Genomic DNA, 18140 nt, shown 5'->3' on the forward strand with positions numbered 1-18140 from the left:
TCCTGATTCTTCCGGCTGGGCACTGCTGGGTTTAGGGGGCTACCCGCAGATCTTGCGGAGCTTCTCGACCAACGCGACGCGTCCCGCACGATCCGCGGCGAGCGGGGTGACGGTGAGCGTGGTGACCCCGGACTCGGCGAAGGCGGCCACCCGCTCCGCGACGTAGCTCTCCGGACCGATCAGCGACACGGCCCGCACCAGATCGTCCGGCACCGCGGCGGCGGCCTCGTCCTTCTTGCCCGACAAGTAGAGGTCCTGGATGGTCTCGGCTTCCTTCTCGTAGCCGTACCGGACCGCGAGGTCGTTGTAGAAATTCTTGCCCTTCGCGCCCATGCCGCCGATGTACAGCGCCAGGCCCGGGCGGACCCAGTCGAGCATGTGCTCGACGTCGTCGCCGATGGCGAGGGCGGGCGACGCGAAGACCTGCAGCTCACCGAGGCTCGGGTCGCGCTTCGCCTTGCCCTTGGCCAGGGGCTCGCCCCACACGCTCGCCGCCTTCTCCGGGTGGTAGAAGATGGGTTCCCAGCCCTCGGCGATCTCGGCGGTGAGCTCCACGTTCTTCGGTCCGAGCGAGGCGATGACGATCGGGATGCGATCACGCACAGGGTGGTTGATGATCTTCAGCGGCTTGCCCAGCCCGGTGCCCTTCTCCGCGGGCAGCGGAATCTGGTAGTACTTGCCCTGGAACTCGACCTTCTCGCGGCGCCACACCTTGCGGCAGATCTCGACGACCTCGCGGGTGCGCCCGAGCGGGGCGTCGTACTTGACCCCGTGAAAGCCCTCGATCACCTGCGGGCCGGAAGCGCCGAGGCCCATCACGAAGCGTCCGTCCGACACGAAGTCGAGGCCGGCGGCCGTCATGGCGGTCAGGCTGGGCGTGCGGGTGTAGATCTGGAAGATGCCCGACGCGAGTTCGAGTGTCGTGGTCTTGGCGGCGAGGTAGCCGATCTGGCTCACCGCGTCGAACGAGTAGGCCTCGGGCACGAACGCGATGTCGAGCCCGGCTTTCTCCAGGTCGGCGACCTCGTCGACCGTCTCGGCGAAACCGCCGCTGTAATTCAAGCCCATACCAATGCGCACGTCGTTCCCCAATCCTGGCGTTATCTGCAACCTGTTCCTGCTTCAACCCAGACACTACTGCGAACAACCGCATCAGGGACGTGCAGGCCTCACGACGACTACCGGGCAATGCGCACCACCGACCAGGCTGTTACTGGTCGATCCGAGCAGCATCCCCTTGAATCCTCCGCGCCCCCGGCTGCCGACCACCAGCAGTTGCGCCTTCTTCGACCACTCGAGCAATCGCGCCCGCGGATTGTCGATGTACACCTCCCGGGTGACCTGCACGTCGGGGTACTTCTCCTGCCAGCCGGCGAGGCTCTCGGCGAGAACGGCATGTTCGTCCTCCTCGAGTCCCTGCGGCACCAGAGCCGCGGCCCGCGGGTCCTCGAACGCTTTCGGTCCGAGATCGCTCCAGACGTGGACCGCCACCAACGGCGCATTCCGCAGCGACGCCTCCTGGAAGGCCACGGAGATCGCCCGCTCACTGGTGGGGCTGCCGTCGACGCCGACCACGACGGGCCCGCCGGCATGGGCGTCGCCGCGGACCACGACGACCGGGCAGTGCGCGTGGCTGGTGACGTTGATCGCCGTGTTCCCGAGCAGTGCGGTGGCGGCCGCTCCGGACCCGGACGCGCCGACGACCACGATCCGGGCGTTCTCGGACAGTTCGACGAGCCACTGGGCGCTGCTGCCGATCGACAGTTCGGTGTGGACGTCGATGATGGGATTGACCGCGAACGCCTGCTCCTGCGCTTCGGTGAGAATCGCCTTGCCGCTCGCTTCCACCCACTCGTACACGCCGCCCGAATCCATGTAGGGACCGCCGAACCCGTACGGAGCGAAATCGAGTGCGTGGATGATCTTCAGGTTCAGTCCACGTTCGGTGGCCAGTTCGGCGGCCACCCGAACAGCGGACTTCGAGGTGTCCGATCCGTCGACACCGACGACGACGCTGTTGCGGTCCCGTGTGCTCATGACTTCACACTATCCCCGGCTTCCGCTTCGCGTCTGCCGCCCTTCGCCTTTCGACGAGGGACTTAAGTCCCCACCATCTCGGGCTCTCCGCCCGTAGCCGCGGCGCCCGACTTCGGCGATGATGAGAAGGTGGGGTCGTATGCCCAACACGAATAATACTGGGCCACTGCATTTTTCGATCAAGTTCCATCGGAGCGACGTCGGTCACAAATGTGGTATCCAGGATGAGAATTAAACTACGTTCGGGTCATGCAACTCACACAGTTCACCGACCTCGGACTGCGGGTCGTCATGCGACTGGCCGTCGCCGGGGACGGCGAACGACCGGGGAGCCGGGCGATCGCCGAGGAACTGTCGGTGTCGTACGCCCACGCCGCCAAGGTCATTACCCGGCTGAGTGAGCTCGGCATCGTCGACGCACGCCGGGGACGCGCGGGCGGCCTGGCCATCACCGAACTCGGGCGCACCGCGTCCGTCGGCTGGCTCGCCCGCCGACTCGAAGGCGATGCGGAGGTCGTCGACTGCGACGGCGCCCAACCGTGCCCGCTGCGATCGGGGTGTCTGCTGCGGTCGGCGCTGCGACGCGCGCAGAACGCGTTCTTCGAGTCGCTGGACGCGCTCACCATCGAAGACCTCACCCGGTCCCCCACCGGAACCGTGCTGCTCGCCCTCCCGCGCGTAACCGCCGCCACAACTTCCCAGATTTCCCGAACGATCGGAGAATGACATGCTCTCGCCCACCTCGACGGACGTCATCCGCGCCACCCTGCCCGTGGTCGGCGCCGCGATCTCGGACATCACGACGCTGTTCTACCGCAAGATGTTCGACGCGCACCCCGAACTCGAACGTGACCTGTTCAACCGCGGAAATCAGAAACAGGGCGAGCAGCAGAAAGCGCTGGCCGGAGCGATCGCCGCGTTCGCGGCACTCCAGCTCGAGCCCGATCAGGCGCGAGTCGACCTCATCCTGTCGAGAATCGCGAACAAGCACGCCTCACTGGGGATCGAGCCCACGCAGTACGCGATCGTGCACACGCACCTGTTCGCGGCCATCGTCGAGGTCCTCGGGGACGCCGTCACTCCCGAGGTCGCTGCGGCCTGGGACGAGGTGTACTGGCTGATGGCGGAGACCCTGATCGCGATGGAGGCCGGCCTCTACGCCTCGGCGGGAGTGGCGGTCGGTGACGTGTGGCGGGACGTGCGGGTCCGCGAGCGCCGCCACGAGTCCGCCGACACGGTGTCGTTCGTGCTCACGTCCCTCGACGGCTCGCCGCTTCCGTCGTTCGCTCCGGGGCAGTACCTGTCCGTGGCGGTGCACCTGCCGGACGGCGCGCGTCAAATCCGCCAGTACAGCCTGTCGTCGGCCCCGTCACGCGGCGACTGGAGGATCTCGGTGAAACGAGCGGGCGAAGTGTCGAACTTCTTGTACCAGAACGTCTTCGAAGACGACATCGTGACGGTGTCGACGCCGTTCGGCGATCTCGTCCTGCAGGACGACGACGCGCCGCTGCTGCTCGTGTCCGCGGGAATCGGGTGCACGCCGATGATCGGGATGCTCAGCCACCTCGCCGACACCGAGGACAGCCGACCGATCTCGGTGCTCCACGCCGACCGGTCCGCGAGCAGTCACGCGCACCGCGCGGAGCTGACCGAACTGGTGGAACGTCTGCCGTTCGCGGTGATGCACCGCTGGTACGAAGACCTGGGCGCCCGGCGTCCCGAGGGCAGCCTGCGGGAGGGACGCGCGGACCTCGGCGAGGTCGCGATCGCGCCCGGCACGCGTGCCTACCTGTGCGGTCCGTTGCCGTTCATGCTCGGAATGCGGGAGGAGCTCCTCGCGAAGGACGTGCCCGCCGAGAACATCCACTACGAGGTGTTCGGCCCCGACAGCTGGTCGGCCACCGTGTGAGAGCCACGGCGGCGCCGTTCACACCGGCCAGGTGTGGACGGGGCTGCCCTCACGCATGTTCTCCACGTACTGACGCAACATGGCGGCCAGGGCTTCCGGGCGGCTCAGACCGGCGTTCTCGTGCCGGACCACCTGCGCACGCTGCCACGACGCCCCCGTCTGCCGAGTGACGCACCGGCCCTCGATGACGCTGAGGTAGCGGTCGCGGGCCTTCGCGGACAGCCCGAACGCGGCGAGCCCCTCGTCGGCGATCGGCAGCAGCCGCCGCAGGACGAGCTCGTCGGCGCCCGCGAACCCGACGCCGGGCCAGTACAACTCGGCGTCCATGCCGTACTTCGCGCCCGCGTGCAGGTTCTCCTCGGCCGCATTGAACGACATCTGCGACCAGACGGGCCGATCCGATTCGACGAGTCCGCGCAGCGCGCCGTAGTAGAACGCGGCGTTCGCCATCGTGTCGAGCACGGTCGGGCCCGCGGGCAGCACCCGGTTCTCGATCCGCAGGTGCGGCTTGCCGTCGTCGCTGTCGTACACCGGGCGGTTCCACCGGTAGATGGTGCCGTTGTGCATCTGCAGTTCGCTGAGGTCCGGCACCCGGCCCGCGTCGAGCTCGGCCGCCGGGTCGATGTCGGAGACCTCCGGCAACAGCGCCGGGAAGTATCGGGAGTTCTCCTCGAACAGGTCGAAGACCGACGTGATCCATCGCTCCCCGAACCACACGCGGGGCCGCACACCCTGGTTCTTCAGCTCCAGCGGACGGGTGTCGGTGGCCTGCTCGAAGATCGGGATTCGGGATTCGTGCCACAGCGCCTTGCCGGCCATGAACGGCGCATTCGCGGCGAGGGCCACCTGGGCACCGGCCAGGCACTGCGCGGCGTTCCAGTGTGCGGCGAATTCGTCGGGCGCGACGCGCAGGTGCAGCTGCAGCGACGTGCACGCGGCTTCCGGGAGCACCGAATTGGCGTCCACCTTCAGCTGTTCGGCGAGCCGGCCCTCGAGCGGCACACCCTCGAGGTCGAGTTCGATGTCCTCCCCGCGCGCGGCGAAGATCTGATCGTTGAGCTGCTCGTAGCGGGGATTCGCGGTGATCCACTCCCGGCCGAGGTGCTCGAGTTGCAGCGTCGGCAGCATGCCCACCATCACCAGCTGGGCGTCGTGCCCGTGGATTCGCGCGTCGGCGACGTGCAGCGACGCCCGCAGGGTGCGTTCGAGTTCGAACGTCCCCTCACCGATCAGAGGACCCGGCCGAACGTTCATCTCGACGTTGAACTGACCGAGTTCGGTCTGGAACACGGCGTCGTCGTCGATCGACTCGAGGACCGCGAGATTGGACATCGCGGGTGTCATGTCGGCGTGAACGAGATTGAACTCGATCTCCATGCCCAGCATGGGTCGCGGCGGGTCGACGTCGTCGGCGAACGCTCCCTCCCGCAGCATCCTCTCGAGCGCGTCGACGCACATGAGCACCTTCTGCCGGAACAGGCGCCGGTCTGCTCGGGTGAATGTCCGAGACGTCACTTCGCGACCCATACCACTCCCCAACTGCGCGTCGAACTGCGCTCACGGGGGAGCATATCCGTTCATCCCGCGCGAATGCGGGATGGCGGACTAACCTCGAACCAGACGCTGGTGAGCGGAAGGACTTGAGATGACGCCTGACACCGACTCCAAGAAGAAGCCGGAGTTCTCCGTGGGCACCCGCGTGAAAACGCGGCATTCGGCCGATCACGAACTGGCCGAGAAGAAGTGGCCCCTGGAGGCCGGCGTCATCGTCGACGACTTCGCCGGCGTCCAGGACATCAGCAACGATTCGTACGGCCGGGACTGGGCCGTCTCACGACGCTGGGCGATCGCCCTCGACAGCGGACCACTCGTGTTCCGCAACGACGACGACCTCGAGCCGGAATAGGCCCTTACGCGTTGGCGCCTGCGTCGCCCCAGGTGACGGCCACGCCGCGGTCCTGCAGCCAGCGCCCCGGATCGACCTTGTTTCCGTTCGCGTCGTGTACCTCGAAGTGCAGGTGCGGTCCGGTGGACTGGCCGCGGTTGCCGACGTGGGCGATTTCCTGCCCGGCGGTGACGCGCTGCCCCACACTCACGGTGTAGTCGTTGACGTGTCCGTAGACGGTGACGGTGCCGTCGTCGTGCAGCAGACGCACCCACAGTCCGAAACCGGATGCCGCGCCGGCGTCGATGACCTGACCGTCGGCCGCCGCGAGCACCGAGGTGCCGATGGGCGCCGCGATGTCGATGCCGCCGTGGTGTGCTCCCCAGCGGGAACCGAAGTTGGAGGTCAGCTTGCCCGACACCGGCTGAACCGCGTGCGGCTTGACCGGGTTGACGTTGGACAGCCACTGTTGCGCCTGAGCGCCGAGGTCCGGGCCGCCGAGGTTCTGGGCGGCAGCACCGAGGTCTGCGGGCAGTTCGAAGCCGGCGGGAAGGACACCGGCCGGGATCTCGAACGGCAGACCCGGCAGGGTCTGCGCGCCGCTCGTCTCGTGGGAGTCGACGGGGGCGGCAGCAGCGTTTCCGGCGCCCAGCTGGGCTGCGCCGACCACGATGGCTCCGGTGGCGGCCGCAACAGTCGCGGCCTTGATGCCCACACCCGCTCCGGTCTGCTGGTTGCGATGGCGTCCGCGCGCCGAGTCCGGATCGATCTCGAAGCGAATGGAAGACCCGTTCGCCCGGTGGTGGGAACCCACAGTAAATACCTCGTCAGTCGTCGGATTGCAGCTCTCCCCGTCCGGGGTGGGCTCCTCTGTCTGGCGACGAATGTAACAAAACGATATAGGTCCGCGCCACCGTTACCGAACGTTTATGTTCGGCGGTCCTCGAGTTCGGCCTTGAATGCGGCGTAGCGGGCGCGGTGCGGGGCGCGCCTGCGGATCACCGCCCACGCGATCCCGAGCACGACGAACCATACCGGGGTGACGAGGAGAGCCTCGAGAGTGTCGGCCTCCTGGGTCAACGCCCAGATGAGGAACACGAAGAACGCCAGGACAACCCAGCACATCACCACACCGCCGGGCATCTTGAACTTCGACGCCTCGTGCAGTTCGGGCCGCCGCTTCCGGTACACGATGTAGCTGGCCAGGATCATCGTCCACACGAACATGAACAGCACCGATGAGATCGTCGTCACAGTCGTGAACGCCTCGATGACCGAGTCGCCGGAGAACAGCAACGCGATCGCCGACAGCAGGAAGGCGCACGAAAACATCAGCGCATTGGCCGGGACCTTGCGGGAGGAGAGCCTGCCGAGCCGGCCCGGCGCGTCACCCTCCTGTGCGAGGCCGTAGACCATCCGGGACGTCGAATAGATTCCCGAGTTCGCCGAGGACGCCGCGGACGTCAGCACCACGAACTGGATGACTCCGGCCGCGATCCCCAGACCGGCGAGAGTGAACATCGCGGTGAACGGGCTCTCGCCGGGCACGACCTCACGCCACGGCGTGACCGAGATGATCACGATCAGCGAGACCACATAGAACAGCAGGATGCGGATCGGGATGGAGTTGATGGCCTTCGGCAGGTTCTTCTCCGGGTCCTTCGCCTCGGCCGCGGTGGTGCCGACGAGCTCGATACCGACGAACGCGAAGACCGCGATCTGGAATCCAGCCACGAAGCCCATCGCCCCGGTCGGGAACATGCCGCCGTCGTTCCACAGGTTGTCGAAGCCGGCCTCGGACCCGTTGGGCGACGTGAAGTGCGTGAACACCATCACGAGTCCGACGACGATGAGGCTGACGATGGCGATGATCTTGATCAGCGCGAACCAGAACTCGGTCTCACCGAACGCCCGCACGGTCGGCAGGTTCAGCAGCAGCAGCGCCGCGATGGCGACCAGCGCCGGGATCCACAGCTGGAGGTCGGGCCACCAGTACTGCACGTAACCGGAGATCGCGATGATGTCGGCGATGCCGGTGACGATCCAGCAGAACCAGTACGTCCACCCGGTGAAGAACCCGGCCCAGGGGCCGAGCAGGTCGGCGGTGAAGTCGGAGAACGACTTGTAATGCAGGTTGGAGAGCAGGAGCTCACCCATCGCCCGCATCACGAAGAACAGCATGAAGCCGATGATCATGTAGACGAAGATCACCGACGGTCCGGCCAGCGAGATCGTCTTCCCGGATCCCATGAAGAGACCCGTGCCGATTGCTCCGCCGATCGCGATCAGCTGGATGTGCCGGTTGGCGAGCTGCCTGGAGAGATGCGGCTCACCGGCCGGTCCCGTCCCTGAGCTATCACCCGGTTCCGATCCGATCGAGCCCGTCGAGGAAGTGCGGTCAGCCATGGAACACCTGCAACCCTTCTCAGTCCTTGCTGTCACCGTCCGAAAGCGTGGGTCACGTTACGCCGGGACCGCTCGCGAACCACGATCGAGGACGGCATTCCGCGTCGAGGGACTTGACAGAAGCCGAGTAGCTAAGGCTAACCTCAGTTCGTTACTTCGAGGCGAGGAGCCTGCACATGATCGAGGACCTGATCGAGATCGCGTACGCCCAGGGCGCAGTCACCTGCGTGGCTCAGGCCGCCGACGGCGTCGACGAGTACGAACTCGCCCGGGTCGATTCGGCCGCGTCCAGCGTCACGGTCACGGTGCGGGCCGACGGCAAATTCGCGAAGGCCACGAGCGTCGAGGGCTACCTCAGTCTCGGGCAGGTTGTCCGGGCATGCGGACTCGACTACCGGCACGCCTCGTCGAGCGCCCGCCAGTACATCCACTGATCAACCCAGGTGCTCCCCGAAGAAGCCGTCGATCCTCTTCCACGCGTCGGCGGCGGCTTCCGGGTCGGGCACCATCCCCGCGACCTTCACCAGGGGGCGCAGCACCTTCGGTCCGGCCACCTCGTCGTTCAAGAACGCGTGGCCGGCAGTGGGGTACTCCTTCACATCGTGAGCCACGCCGGCCTTCGTCAGCGCCGACTCCAACTTGGCCGCCGCATTCCGCAGAGCGAAGTCCTTGCCGCCGTAACTGGCGACCACCGGGCACGCACCCGCCACGGCCGCGTCGAGGTCGCGCGGCAGGACCCCGTAGTTCGGTGCCGCCGCATCGAACCCCGTGCGCAGGGTCATCAGGGCGAACCCGCCGCCCATGCAGAATCCGATGACACCGATCTTCCCCGTGCAGTCCGACGAGCCGGACAACCACTGACGGGCAGCCTCGATGTCGCCATACGCCCGGCCCTTCCCCGAGAGCATCGCCCGCATCGTCGACACCAGACAGCGTCGCGCACCGCCCGCACTGAACAGATCCGGTGCCAAAGTCAGAAACCCCGCAGCCGCCAGCCTGTCCGCCTGCCGGCGCATCACCTCGTCCAAGCCGAACGCCTCGTGCACCATCACCACCCCCGGCCACGGACCCTCACCGGACGGCCTCGCCAGATAACCGTGCAAGTTCAGCGAACCGTCGTGCCGCGCAGCGAGGTCGGTCAAGTCGATCTCGGACATGTGCGTCTCCCGTTCCGTCGTCACTTCCAGAACATCTGCGACAACCATGCCCTCCCCATCGCGAGCGCACCACCATTCCCGCTACACTCACCTCGGTGTGCGCCCCGCGCGTGCACCGCGCCTTCGTAGCTCAGGGGATAGAGCAACCCTCTCCTAAAGGGTAGGTCGCAGGTTCGAATCCTGCCGAGGGCACTCTCCTGCCTGCGGCAGTCCGCACTGCACACTGTTGTCGCGCCGCCGCTGCGGTAACGCAGATCACGCCGCGGCCGATACGCCGGGTAGGTCGGGACGACCCGAGGAGAGTCTCATGAACTGGGTGGACATCGGCATTTTCCCACCGCCGATCGCCAACCTGCTGCACCCGTTGGCCGCGCTGACGAACAACGGGACGGGATCATGATCGGCATGCTGCCTGACCTGCCGTACATGGGATTGGATTGGGAGTTCTTCTTCCCGACCAATCTGTACATCGCCTTCATCAATTGGTGGAATCCTTTCTAGCGCACGGTAGCTCGGTCAGCGGGATCCGCGCCGACCGACATTCCGGGAAGCCGGTTATTGCGGACCGTGGCTGACCGCGATAGTTCGTATCGTCGCCGCATGACCACGACAGAGAACCGCCCGGCCGCCCTGCACTCCTATTTCGCCTACCGTGACGCCCCGGCCGCTCTGCGCTGGCTCGAGCGCGCGTTCGGTTTCGAGACCACCCTCGAATTCCCGGACGACAACGGCTGGATCATGCATTCCGAATTGCGACGAGGCGACGCGGCCATCATGGTCTTCAGCGACGACGGCGATTACGACCGGCCGGCGCTCCCGGCGAGACCGTCGGGCACGGTACGTATCTCAGCGTCGGCAGCGACAGCGAAGTCGACGAGGTCTATGCCACTGCGATCGAGGCCGCGCCACCTCGGTAATGACGGTGACACGGAAACGGATCGACGCGGCACTCCCGGTCGTCAGTCGATCGCGAAGAGCCGCGCCGCGTTGTCGTGGCACACCGCTCGCAGCCACGGCTCGCCGAGGTCGAATCGGGTGAGCCCCTCGAGTGCGTCGAGGTAGGGATACGGGATGTTGGGGAAGTCGCTGCCGAACACGATGCGTTCCTGCAGATCCGCCAACCGGTACACCTGGTCGCGCGGAAACGGTGTGGCCGCTTCGGTGTAGTCCGTGAACGTCATCGTCGTGTCGAGATACACGTTGCCGTACCGGTCGGCCAAGTCCAGGAATTCCCGGTACTCCGGCAGACCCATGTGGGCGATGATCAGGTGCAGCCTCGGGTACCGCGACAGCAACTCGGCGATCGGGCCGGGGCCCGTGTAGGTGCCGGGCGCCGGCCCCGACCCGCAATGAATGACCACCGGGACACCCGACTCCTCCAGTACACCCCACACGGGGTCGAGGAGCGGATCGTTCGGCGAGTAGTCGCCCACCTGGATGTGTGACTTGAAGACGCGCGTCCCCGACTCGACCGCCTCGGCGACATACGTGGCCGCGGACTCCTCCGGGTAGAACGTCGACGTCCGCAGACAGTCGGGGGTCTGTTCGGCGAACTCGACCGACCACTGGTTCAGCCACGCGGCCATCTCCGGCTTGTGCGGGTAGATCATCGACGTGAACCGCCTGACCCCGAACCCACGGAGGTGTTCGACGCGGACATCCTCTTCGTGCCGGTAGTGGATGGGCCACTCACGTCCGGTGAGGGGACCGACTGCGTCGAAGTAGCTCCACACCTTCTCCATCACGTTCGCGGGCATGAAGTGGGTGTGGACGTCGATGATGCCGGGCAGCCCCAGCGCACGCCAGAACTCCTGCACCCGCAGATCCTCGGACAACAGTCTTCTCCTCGACACAGTGCCGGACGCAGAACCCCGGCAGATCAGAACAGGGGCCGCCTCAGAACAGCGTGAACGCGTCCTCGGCTTCGGGGGTGGACGGCGCGACGGCTGCCGGTGCAGGCGCGGGGGCAGGGACAGAGACCGGCGCCGGCGCGAGCGCACCGGACGCGACGGCGCGGGCCGCCTCGCCGGCGAGGACGTCGGCCATCTCGTTGTAGTGGTTGCCGACGTGCCCGCGAACCCAGCGGAAACGCACGGGCCCGGGCCGTTCGCTGATGGCCCGGTCGATGGACTGCACCAGTGTGAGGTTCTTGACGGGAGCACCACCCGCCGTCTTCCAGCCCTTGCGCTTCCAACCGGGCAGCCACTCCGACGCGCACTTGATGGCGTACTGGGAATCGGACTCGATCAGCAACGGATCTTCCCCGGGATGCGCGGTGATCGCTTCGAGCAAGGCCCGCAGCTCGGCGATCTGATTGGTCCCGGAGGGTTCGCCACCCGATTGGCTGGGACCCTCGTGATTGACCCATGCCCAGCCGATCGCCCCACCGGGGTTGCGGAGACAGGATCCGTCGGTACTCACGATGATCATGGCTGGGACTTTACGTGCGCGCTCCGACATCCGCCGGTAGCGGTCGCCTTCGGAGTGGATACGCTGCATTCGATGACGGTTTCGCTGGAGGTGGTCGAGACCACCGTGACCGCGCGACGTCCCCTGGACGTCGCCATGTCGTTGCAGCCACTGCAACGCGGCAAGGGCGACCCCTGCCACCGCCGGACGGCCGACGGCTCGATCTGGCGGACGTCGGTGCAGAAGTCGGGCCCGGTCACGTATCGCCTCACCCAGGTCGACCGCCACTCGGTGCGCTGTCAGGCGTGGGGTGCGGGCGCCCACGAGTTGTCCGCCGGACTGGGCCGCCTCGTCGGCGACCACGACGACTGCGCGGACTTCGCCCCCGACCATCCGATCCTCGTCGAGGCCCACCGCCGATTCCCGCACCTGCGTCTCGGCCGCACCGACCGGGTGATGGAGGCCCTCGTTCCCGCGATCCTCGAGCAGCGTGTGCACGGCCTCGCCGCGTTCGCGTCGTGGCGGCGGCTCGTGTGGAAGTTCGGCGAACCCGCGCCCGGTCCCGCCCCGGACGGGATGCGACTGCCCCCGACCGCGGATGTGTGGCGGCGGGTTCCGTCGTGGGAGTTCCACCGGGCCAACGTCGACCCCAACCGGTCCCGGACGATCGTCCGCTGCGCGCAGGTCGCCGACCGGCTCGAGAAGATCGTCGACCTCCCCCGCGAGGAAGCGAATCGCCGGCTGATGTCCGTCCCCGGCGTCGGGATCTGGACGGCCGCCGAGGTGTCGCAGCGTGCGCTCGGCGACCCCGACGCCCTGTCGGTCGGCGACTATCATCTCGCCGCGATGGTGGGGTGGTCGCTGCTCGGCAAGCCCCTCGACGACGCCGAGATGGTGGAGTACCTGGCTCCGCTGCAGCCGCACCGCCATCGCGCGGTACGCCTGCTGGTGGTGAGCGGACAGGCCGTCAAACCCAAGTTCGGGCCCCGCACGGCACTCGTCGACCACACCTGGCACTGACCCGGGCTCCGCGGAGACCCCCGAGCGCGTCTACCGGTACCCATGAACACCTGTTCAAGTGTTCATACGAGAAACTAGACTTCGAAGGATCAGCTGCCGGCCGGAGGAGACGCCGTGGAACCCGTGGCAATGCACATGAGCGACGGCCTGATCAATGCGCCGACCTCCCTGCTGTTCGTCGTGGTGGCGGTGGCGGGACTCTCGATCGCCGCGTGGCGTGCGCGCTCGGAACTCGACGAACGCACCGCCCCGATGGCCGGTCTCGTGGCGGCCTTCATCTTCGCGGTCCAGATGGTCAACTTCCCGATCCTTCCCGGTGTGAGCGGGCACCTCCTCGGCGGCGCGCTCGCCGCCATCCTCGTCGGCCCCTACACCGGCATGCTCTGCGTCTCGATCGTGCTGATCGTGCAGGCCCTGCTGTTCGCCGACGGTGGGCTGACGGCGCTCGGAGCGAACATCACCAACATGGCGATCATCGGGGTGGTCGTCGGCTACGGCGTCGCGGTCGCCCTGCGCCCGCTCGTGATGCGACAGCAGCGACTGCACTTCCGGATCCTCGGTGGGCTCGCGTTCGCCGCGGCACTGTGCGGAACGGTGGCGGCGTCGATGGGCTTCGTCCTCGAATACGCGATCGGCGGTCATGCGACGTCCGGAGATTCGACGTCGCTGGGCGCGGTGGCGGCCTACATCCTCGGGGCGCACGTGCTGATCGGCATCGGCGAAGGCCTCATCACCGCCGTCACGGTGACGGCGGTCGCGAAGGCGCGCCCCGACCTCGTGTACCTGCTGCGGACGGCGCCCCGCCGAGTCGAGGTGCGGGCATGAGCACGTCGTCGCCGGTCTCGCTGCGCCGATTCCTCCTCGGGTTCGCGCTGGTGGCGTTGCTCGTCGCCGGCGCGGTCTCGTACCTCGCCAGCTCGAGTCCGGACGGTCTGGATGCCGCGACCACGCGCGGGTGCGAGACCGTGGAAACCGATACCGGGGATACACTCGTGGGTGACTGCATCGCCCAGAACGCATCCGCCCATCCGTTGTCGGACTCGCCGCTCGCCGACTACACGGTGGGCGGCCGGTCGCATCTCACCGGGGTCGCGGGCGTGATCGGCGCGACCGCCACGTTCGTCGTCGCGGGTGGCCTGTTCTGGCTGCTCGCCCGCGTGCGCCGGAACCGAACGAGCCCCTGACCGTGGGAGCCGGCCACGCCCATCCGCTCTACCTCGACGGCACGTCCCCCGTGCACCGGCTGCCGGCCGAGGTCGGGATCGTCTGCGCCGTCGTCTTCGTCTTCGCGGTGGTCGCGACACCCCGCGAGGCGTTCTGGGCGTTCGCCGGGCATCTCGCGATCCTGATCGTGATCTGGCGGATCGCCGGCATTGCGCTCACGTGGATCGGGCCGCGGATGCTGATCGAGTTGCCGTTCGTGACGCTCGCGCTGCTCCTGCCGTTCGCCGAGGGCGGTGGGCGCGTCACCGTCCTCGGGCTGTCGCTGTCGGTCGCGGGCCTCTACGCCGCCTGGGGCATTCTCGCGAAGGGCACGCTCGGCGTCCTGATCTCCCTGACACTCGCCGCGACGACGCCGGCCCGGGACCTGCCGTTGGGTCTGGCGCGGCTGCGCGTGCCCGCGATGCTCACCACGATCCTGGTGCTGATGCTGCGCTACCTCGACCTACTGACCGCCGAGGCCGAGCGGATGCGCACCGCCCGGCTCGCCCGCGGCGACGACCCCCGGACGTTCCGGCAGATCGGTGCCACCGCCCGGGGCGTCGGGGGCTTGTTCGTGCGGTCCTACGAGCGCGGCGAGCGCGTCCACCTCGCCATGCTGTCGCGGGGATTCACGGGTTCCGTTCCCACGATCGGCGCGCCCCCGGCGACCGCTGCGATGTGGCGGGCGGGGCTGGTGCCCGCCGTGTGCGCGGTGGGGATCTGTGTCACGGCGTGGGTGCTCCGATGACCGCGGCCGTGCATCTCGAGGGCGTCTCGTTCGCGTACCCGGACGGCAGGGCCGCGCTGCACCGGATCGACCTCACGGTGGAGGCCGGCGAGCGGGTGGCCGTCCTCGGTCCGAACGGGGCGGGGAAGACCACACTGATGTTGCACCTCAACGGCATTCTGACGGCCACCGAGGGCAGTGTCACCGTGGGCGGGCTGGAGCTGTCGCGGGGGGCGTCCCGGGACACGGTGCGGGAGGTCCGGCGCCGCGTCGGCATCGTCTTCCAGGACCCCGACGACCAGTTGTTCATGCCGACCGTCGCGCAGGACGTCGCGTTCGGTCCGGTCAATTTCGGGGTCACCGGGACCGCGCTCGACGAGCGGGTGCACGACGCGCTGGCGGCCGTGGACATGACGGCCCATTCGGATCGCAATCCCGCGCACCTGTCGGTGGGTCAGCGTCGCCGCGTCGCGCTGGCGACGGTCCTCGCGTGCGCCCCGGACGTCCTCGTACTGGACGAGCCGTCGAGCAATCTCGACCCCGTCGCCCGACGCGAACTTGCCGACGTCCTCCTGGGTATCGACACCACGCACCTGCTCGTCACGCACGACCTGCCGTATGCCGCCCAGTTGTGCACGCGCGCGGTGATCCTCGACGAGGGACACCTGGTGGCGGACGGTCCGGTCCTGCAACTGCTGGGCGACCCCGCGCTGCTCGCCGAGCATCGTCTCGAGTTGCCCTGGGGTTTCCGGCTTCCCGCGACCGACCCTCATTCGCCCGGCGAACGATCCGTGACACCGCCGATCGGGTAGCCCACGATGGGGAGACGAAGCTTCGCCCGCACTCCCCACCGGAGGTCAGCGATGTCCATACCCGAAGCCGACGCCGGGGCCGTGTCCCAGCGCATTTTCGACGCATCGCTCGGGGCGATCGACCTCCTCGCCGTCCATCTGGGCGACCGTCTCGGCTGGTACCGCAGTCTCGCGTCGGACGGTCCGGCGACCGCGGACCAACTGGCGGAACGCACCTCCACCCATCCGCGGTACGCGCGGGAATGGCTCGAACAGCAGGCCGTGTCGGGACTTCTCACCCTCGACGATTCGGAGCCACCGACGTTCACGCTTCCGGCCGGCGCCGCCGAAGTGCTCACCGACGAGCAGAGTCTCAACTATCTTGCACCGCTGGCGCGGATCTTCGTCGCCGCGACCACGCAGATGCCCGCGTTGCTGGAGGCGTACCGCACGGGCGGCGGTGTGGGTTGGGCACAGTACGGCGCGGATGCCCGTGAGTCGCAAGCCGACATGAATCGGCCGTGGTACGAGCAGGTTCTTCCCGGCGCGCTGGCATCGGTTCCCGAGGTGGACGCACTGCTCCGGACGCCCGGTGCCACCATCGCCGACGTCGGATGCGGTGGCGCCTGGTCCACGATCGCACTCGCGCGTGCCTACCCGGACGCCCGGCTCCACGGCTACGACATCGACACCGCGACCGTCGAACTCGCGAGGTCCAATGTGCGCGAGCGGCCGGATGTCGCCGATCGGATCACGATCACCGAATCGGATGCGGCCGGGATCCCCGAGAGCAGCTACACCGCGGCGTTCGCGTTCGAGTGCATCCACGACATGCCCGCGCCCGTCGACGTGCTGTCCGCGGTCCGCAAGGCACTGGTTCCCGGTGGCGCGATGATCGTGATGGACGAGGCGGTGGACGACGAGTTCTCCGCGCCGGGCAGCGACGTCGAGCGGCTGATGTACGGATTCAGCCTCACCGTGTGCCTTCCGGACGGCATGAACCACACACCCAGCGCGGGCACCGGAACGGTCATGCGCCCGAGCACATTGCGCGGCTACGCCGAGGCGGCCGGTTTCGGCACCATGGACGTCCTCCCGATCGAGGATTTCGCGTTCTTCCGGTTCTACCGGCTCACGGTGTAATCCCTGCACCGGCACCCCGATACGCACGTATTTTGCGGAAAGGCCGAAAACTGGGGCATCCGAAGGGGGAAGATGTCTGCAGTAGGCAGGTTACGGACGCTTTCGCCGGTCGGGGCAACTGTGAAGCGCCAGGTCGAACCAGATTTGTCGTTTGTCATCCGCTACTACGCATGGGAAACACCATGAAACTGCATAGAGTGACAGCACCGGCAGCGCTGCTGATCGCCACCCTGTGTGTCGGAATGGGTACCGCGTATGCCGCCCCCACTCCCGCCGACCAGGCCGTCATCTCGCACACCAGCCTGAGCGCCGACGGCCGATCGGTCGGCACGGCACTCGACGCCGGGCACTTCACCCTGTCGCGGACGGCCGCCGCCGTCGACATCGTCAACGATTCGGGTACCCCGGTGGGCACGATCCCCCTGCGCTATTCGATCGCCGGTGTGCAGTTCGCGATCGATCCGCTCATCACCGACGCCGGCCGGTTCCTGAACCTGACACCCACGACGACCCCTGTCGCGGGAACACTGGCCCTCACCCCGGTCGACAAGGATTCGGCGTACAACAACATGGTCGAGCAGCTGCAGATCGGCTGGGACAACGGCGGCGGGACCGCGACCGCGATCGGCGCAGGTATCGGATTCGTCGTCGGGTGCATCTTCCTCATCCTCGGCGGGTGCCTCCCCGGTGCCGCGGTGGGCGCAGCGATCGGCGCCGTCACGGGTATCAGCAACGCGAACCCCGCTGCGCCACCAGCGGTTTACGAATTCCTCGGAACCCCGTAGCGGGGCTTTCCGTCCGACTCCGAAGACGATTTCGGGAGGGCTATGGGTTAGTTCGCACACGGGGAGCATCACCGCGCACCCACATATGCATGTAGCCGTTCCGGTTTTCCAGCGAATATGGTCCACGCACAACGATGTTCGGTGCACTCAGGTGGGGGCCGTGTTCGTCCTACGACATGGTGGGAATTTCCATGAAACTCTTGAAAACTCTGGCATTGTCCATATTCGTCGTCTCCGCGATGGCCGTCGGGGCGGGCACTGCGTATGCCGATCCCGCACCTCAGGGAATCGACTGGTCGCAGCCGCTGATGACCCCGGCAGCCGACGGCAGCAGCAGCCAGGTGGCCGAACAGTTCTTCCCGGAGAACGAAGTGAAGCAGGACGCCTTCGACAAGATGACCAACGAGATCAATACCGGCTGGAACAACGCGGGCCTGCAGGGCATGGCGATCGGTTCCAACGTGGGCATGGCCATCGGGTGCGTGTCGATCTTCCCGAACTTCATTGCCGGCTGCATCGTCGGCGCAGTGGTCGGCACCATCGCCGGCGCCGTCATCGGCATCGGTGTGGGTAATCCCAACGCACAGCCGGCCGTAGAGCAGTTCTTCGCCACACCCTGAGCGAAGAGCGAGCTGCAGCCCCGGCCTCACTCGGGCCGGGGCTGCGGC

Annotated in this window: 20 protein-coding genes and 1 tRNA gene; 13 read left to right on the plus strand and 8 right to left on the minus strand. The window is 67.4% G+C overall.

The annotated features are described in order from the left end of the window. Window positions 1–39 precede the first annotated feature (39 nt). Window positions 40–1080, minus strand: coding sequence for an LLM class F420-dependent oxidoreductase (locus PSR88_RS11425; RefSeq protein ID WP_011595049.1), 1041 nt, complete (start codon window positions 1078–1080; stop codon window positions 40–42). 72 nt (window positions 1081–1152) lie between these two features. After that, on the minus strand, window positions 1153–2037 hold the full coding sequence (locus tag PSR88_RS11430) for a universal stress protein (RefSeq protein WP_016882678.1): 885 nt from the start codon (window positions 2035–2037) through the stop codon (window positions 1153–1155). A gap of 249 nt (window positions 2038–2286) precedes the next feature. Between PSR88_RS11430 and PSR88_RS11435 the strand changes: the two genes are divergently transcribed. Both PSR88_RS11435 and PSR88_RS11440 read left to right on the plus strand, forming a co-directional pair. Continuing rightward, entirely contained in the window at window positions 2287–2763 is a 477-nt protein-coding gene (locus PSR88_RS11435) for an RrF2 family transcriptional regulator (RefSeq protein ID WP_011595051.1), read from the plus strand. Window position 2764: 1 nt separating this feature from the next. Beyond that, window positions 2765–3946, plus strand: coding sequence for a globin domain-containing protein (locus PSR88_RS11440; RefSeq protein ID WP_011595052.1), 1182 nt, complete (start codon window positions 2765–2767; stop codon window positions 3944–3946). A gap of 18 nt (window positions 3947–3964) precedes the next feature. Here the strand turns inward: PSR88_RS11440 and PSR88_RS11445 are convergent, their stop codons facing one another. Further along, window positions 3965–5473, minus strand: coding sequence for a glutamate-cysteine ligase family protein (locus PSR88_RS11445; RefSeq protein WP_016882677.1), 1509 nt, complete (start codon window positions 5471–5473; stop codon window positions 3965–3967). A gap of 118 nt (window positions 5474–5591) precedes the next feature. Between PSR88_RS11445 and PSR88_RS11450 the strand changes: the two genes are divergently transcribed. Continuing rightward, on the plus strand, window positions 5592–5852 hold the full coding sequence (locus tag PSR88_RS11450) for a hypothetical protein (protein WP_005251602.1): 261 nt from the start codon (window positions 5592–5594) through the stop codon (window positions 5850–5852). A gap of 4 nt (window positions 5853–5856) precedes the next feature. Here PSR88_RS11450 and PSR88_RS11455 read toward each other — a convergent pair whose 3' ends face one another. Both PSR88_RS11455 and cycA read right to left on the minus strand, forming a co-directional pair. Then, entirely contained in the window at window positions 5857–6645 is a 789-nt protein-coding gene (locus PSR88_RS11455; RefSeq protein WP_011595054.1) for a M23 family metallopeptidase, read from the minus strand. Between the two features lie 113 nt (window positions 6646–6758). Beyond that, complete coding sequence (cycA, locus tag PSR88_RS11460) at window positions 6759–8237, minus strand: D-serine/D-alanine/glycine transporter (protein WP_016882676.1); 1479 nt, start codon at window positions 8235–8237, stop codon at window positions 6759–6761. A 176-nt stretch (window positions 8238–8413) separates the two neighbouring features. Here cycA and PSR88_RS11465 point away from each other — a divergent pair, with 176 nt between their 5' ends. Continuing rightward, on the plus strand, window positions 8414–8671 hold the full coding sequence (locus PSR88_RS11465) for a hypothetical protein (protein WP_016882675.1): 258 nt from the start codon (window positions 8414–8416) through the stop codon (window positions 8669–8671). Here the strand turns inward: PSR88_RS11465 and PSR88_RS11470 are convergent, their stop codons facing one another. Next, complete coding sequence (locus tag PSR88_RS11470) at window positions 8672–9442, minus strand: dienelactone hydrolase family protein (protein ID WP_011595057.1); 771 nt, start codon at window positions 9440–9442, stop codon at window positions 8672–8674. Between the two features lie 71 nt (window positions 9443–9513). Between PSR88_RS11470 and PSR88_RS11475 the strand changes: the two genes are divergently transcribed. Beyond that, window positions 9514–9586, plus strand: a tRNA-Arg gene (locus PSR88_RS11475). Window positions 9587–10353: 767 nt separating this feature from the next. Here the strand turns inward: PSR88_RS11475 and PSR88_RS11480 are convergent. Further along, window positions 10354–11229, minus strand: coding sequence for an amidohydrolase family protein (locus tag PSR88_RS11480; RefSeq protein ID WP_016882672.1), 876 nt, complete (start codon window positions 11227–11229; stop codon window positions 10354–10356). A gap of 61 nt (window positions 11230–11290) precedes the next feature. After that, the gene (locus tag PSR88_RS11485; RefSeq protein WP_016882671.1) at window positions 11291–11824 is read right to left on the minus strand and encodes a ribonuclease H; all 534 of its coding nucleotides are present in this window, start codon (window positions 11822–11824) and stop codon (window positions 11291–11293) included. Between the two features lie 72 nt (window positions 11825–11896). On the opposite strand from PSR88_RS11485, the gene PSR88_RS11490 reads away from it, so the two are divergent. From PSR88_RS11490 to PSR88_RS11525, 8 genes are all read left to right on the plus strand, one after another. Further along, window positions 11897–12823, plus strand: coding sequence for a DNA-3-methyladenine glycosylase family protein (locus PSR88_RS11490; protein WP_011595060.1), 927 nt, complete (start codon window positions 11897–11899; stop codon window positions 12821–12823). A 129-nt stretch (window positions 12824–12952) separates the two neighbouring features. Further along, a complete protein-coding gene (locus tag PSR88_RS11495) occupies window positions 12953–13648 on the plus strand; it encodes an energy-coupling factor ABC transporter permease (protein WP_037197029.1) in 696 nt (231 codons plus the stop codon). Next, entirely contained in the window at window positions 13645–14007 is a 363-nt protein-coding gene (locus PSR88_RS11500) for a PDGLE domain-containing protein (RefSeq protein ID WP_016882670.1), read from the plus strand. Before PSR88_RS11495 ends, PSR88_RS11500 begins: the two co-directional genes overlap by 4 nt. 2 nt (window positions 14008–14009) lie before the next feature. After that, window positions 14010–14774 (plus strand): cobalt ECF transporter T component CbiQ, encoded by a 765-nt coding sequence (gene cbiQ / locus PSR88_RS11505; protein ID WP_016882669.1) that lies wholly within the window; start codon window positions 14010–14012, stop codon window positions 14772–14774. Further along, window positions 14771–15565 carry an energy-coupling factor ABC transporter ATP-binding protein gene (locus PSR88_RS11510; protein ID WP_029539254.1) on the plus strand — a complete coding sequence of 265 codons (795 nt, stop codon included), beginning with the start codon at window positions 14771–14773 and terminating at the stop codon, window positions 15563–15565. Before cbiQ ends, PSR88_RS11510 begins: the two co-directional genes overlap by 4 nt. A gap of 51 nt (window positions 15566–15616) precedes the next feature. Beyond that, window positions 15617–16687 carry a methyltransferase domain-containing protein gene (locus tag PSR88_RS11515; protein WP_009474948.1) on the plus strand — a complete coding sequence of 357 codons (1071 nt, stop codon included), beginning with the start codon at window positions 15617–15619 and terminating at the stop codon, window positions 16685–16687. A gap of 182 nt (window positions 16688–16869) precedes the next feature. After that, a complete protein-coding gene (locus tag PSR88_RS11520; protein WP_009474949.1) occupies window positions 16870–17472 on the plus strand; it encodes a hypothetical protein in 603 nt (200 codons plus the stop codon). A 191-nt stretch (window positions 17473–17663) separates the two neighbouring features. Next, a complete protein-coding gene (locus PSR88_RS11525) occupies window positions 17664–18092 on the plus strand; it encodes a hypothetical protein (RefSeq protein ID WP_011595064.1) in 429 nt (142 codons plus the stop codon). Window positions 18093–18140 lie beyond the last annotated feature (48 nt).

Source organism: Rhodococcus sp. DK176 (genome assembly GCF_038447315.2).
In the GTDB taxonomy this organism is placed as follows: domain Bacteria; phylum Actinomycetota; class Actinomycetes; order Mycobacteriales; family Mycobacteriaceae; genus Rhodococcus_F; species Rhodococcus_F jostii_A.